We start from the raw sequence: 2310 nt of genomic DNA, 5'->3' as shown, positions 1-2310 counted from the left end.
CACACGGTGCTCAGCTTCGAGGTGGACGACATCGTCCGCGAGATCGCCGACCTCGAGGGCCGGGGCGTGCGGTTCGAGGACTACGACACCCCCGAGCTGAAGACCGAGGGGCACATCGCCTCCGCCGGCAGCGAGAAGGCGGCGTGGTTCAAGGACAGCGAGGGCAACTTCCTGTGCCTGCACGAGACGCACCTGAGCTGAGCCCCACAGACAGCGAAGGGCGGCGACCTCCCGGTCACCGCCCTTCGCTGACGCCGGGGACTACTCGGGCAGGTCCAGCAGCTTCTCGCGCACGGCGTACATCGCCGCCTCCATGCGCGAGTGCAGCTGGAGCTTCTCCAGGATGTTGCGCACGTGGTTCTTGACGGTGTTCTCGGAGATGAACAGGGCCTTGGCGATGTCGCGGTTGGCCATGCCCCGCGCCACGAGCTTGAGCACCTCGAGCTCACGCTCGGTCAGCCGCGGGACCGGCATGGCCGGCCGCTCCTCGTGGCGCTTGATCATCAGCGCGAACTCCGAGAGCAGCTTGGAGGCCATGGACGGCGAGATCAGGGACTGCCCGGTCGAGACCGCGCGGATGCCGTCGGCGATCTGCTCACCGGGGACATCCTTGAGCAGGTAGCCGTTGGCGCCGGCGCGGACCGCCTCGTAGAGGTCGGACTCCTCGTCGCTGATCGTCAGCATGACGATCTTGGTCGAGGGCACGAGCTCCTTGATGGCGGTGCAGGCCTCGATGCCGGAACGGCGCGGCATGCGCACGTCCATGAGCACGACGTCCGGCAGCAGCTCCTCGGTGCGCCGGATCGCCTCGTGGCCGTCGCCGGCCTCGCCGACGATGTCGATGTCGGCCTCCTGGCCCAGGACGAGCTCGAGGCCGCGGCGGTAGAGCACGTGGTCGTCGACGACGAGCACACGGATCGCCTCGCCGCTGCGGGGCACGGTGGTGCCGGCGTCGGGCATCGAGGACAGGCCGTTGGACGTCACGAGCGTCATCATGGCATGCCGACACGCGCGAGGTGCCCCTCCCACGCAAGGAGGGGCACCTCTGGGGAAATCTGGAGGATTCGGGGCGATCAGCCCACGCGCTCCCGGGCCATCTCGTCGACGTCGAGGTGGATGACCCCGTAGGACCAGCCGCGGCGGCGGTAGACCACGCTCGGCCGGTCGGTCTCGCTGTCGTGGAAGAGGTAGAAGTCGTGCCCGACCAGCTCCATCTCGTAGAGCGCCTGGTCCAGCTTCATCGGCGTGGTCGCGTGGACCTTCTCGCGCACCTCGATCGGCGACTCGCCCTCGGCGGGAACGGCCTCGGTCTCGGTCTCAGGCGCACCTGACGCTCCGTTGAGCGACGGGAGGTCGGCAAGTCGTGCGGTCGCCTGCGCGACGGACTCCGGGACGTGTCGTCCTCGATGGACCCGCCTCCGGTCGTGCGCGCGCCGCAGTCGCTCGAGGAGCTTGTCCATCGCGACGTCGAGCGCGGCGTACTTGTCATCCGCACACGCCTCGGCCCGGATGACCGGTCCCTTGACGTGGCAGGTGATCTCGACCCGGTCACAGGCCTTGGACTGGCGTGGGTTGGCTTCGTGGGTCACGACCACGTCGAGCCGCTGAACGCGCGGCGCGAGCTGGGGGACCTTGGCCAGCTTGTCATCCAGGTGGTGACGGAATCGGTCCGAGACCTGGACGTGCCGTCCGGTGACGACGATCTCCACAGGTGTCCTCCTTGGGGGATTCGCGGTATCGCTCGGGGGCCCGCGCAAGGCCCGGTCAGGCGCGGCACCACCTCCGCCGGGGAGGAATCTCAGGCCCATCGCCGCCGCCCGCAGTGCTGGGGCGACGACCGGTGGCGACCGCGGAAGCGGCGACCGTGGGGGCCATGCATGAACGCTAGACCAACTCCGGCCGAAGCGATACCGCGGGCTCCCTCGACATCCCGCGTGCCCGGACCCCTTGCGCCAGAGGGGTCCCGCGGGTCACGTGAGCCCCGGTATGCCGTGCCGCCGGGTGGCCGCGACGGTCACCACGGCCACGTGGGCAGCACCGCCGGCGCGCAGCGCGCGGGCCGCCTCGAGCAGGGTCGCACCGGTCGTGAGGACGTCGTCGAGCACCAGGCAGGTCGCCCCCGCGACCACCGGCTGCCAGCGACCGCGCACCGCCATCGCGTGCTCCAGGTTGGCCGCCCGGGCGCGGTGGCCCAGCCCGGCCTGGTCGGCGACGCGGCGCCGCAGCGCCAGAGCCGGCGCGGGCAGGAGCGCCCCTCCGGCCGGGTCGAGCCCGGCACAGGCCCGTCGGACCAGCTCCTGCAGCGGGGCG

4 protein-coding genes are annotated in these 2310 nt (G+C 71.0%); 1 reads left to right on the top strand and 3 read right to left on the bottom strand.

Going from position 1 to position 2310, the window contains the following annotated elements:
- Positions 1–201, top strand: a 201-nt coding sequence (locus tag VF825_RS14735) for a VOC family protein (protein ID WP_414695872.1), incomplete at its 5' end; no start/stop codon positions are given.
- Positions 202–261: 60 nt separating this feature from the next.
- Here the strand turns inward: VF825_RS14735 and VF825_RS14730 are convergent.
- The 3 genes from VF825_RS14730 to VF825_RS14720 all read right to left on the bottom strand — a co-directional run.
- Positions 262–993, bottom strand: a complete 732-nt coding sequence (locus tag VF825_RS14730) for a response regulator transcription factor (protein ID WP_331114616.1) — start codon at positions 991–993, stop codon at positions 262–264.
- Positions 994–1073: 80 nt separating this feature from the next.
- Entirely contained in the window at positions 1074–1709 is a 636-nt protein-coding gene (gene hpf / locus VF825_RS14725) for a ribosome hibernation-promoting factor, HPF/YfiA family (RefSeq protein WP_331114614.1), read from the bottom strand.
- A gap of 261 nt (positions 1710–1970) precedes the next feature.
- On the bottom strand, positions 1971–2310 hold a 340-nt coding region (locus VF825_RS14720; RefSeq protein ID WP_331114612.1), incomplete at its 5' end, for a phosphoribosyltransferase family protein.

This window comes from Oryzihumus sp. (genome assembly GCF_036391795.1).
Classification (GTDB): Bacteria; Actinomycetota; Actinomycetes; order Actinomycetales; family Dermatophilaceae; genus Oryzihumus.
Note: the sequence above shows the minus strand (reverse complement) of the source record. Positions and strands in the feature narration are given on the sequence as shown.

Excerpts from the sequence above, each read along its gene's own strand:
- VF825_RS14730 (WP_331114616.1), bottom strand. The coding sequence starts at position 993 with ATGACGCTCGTGACGTCCAACGGCCTGTCCTCGATGCCCGACGCCGGC.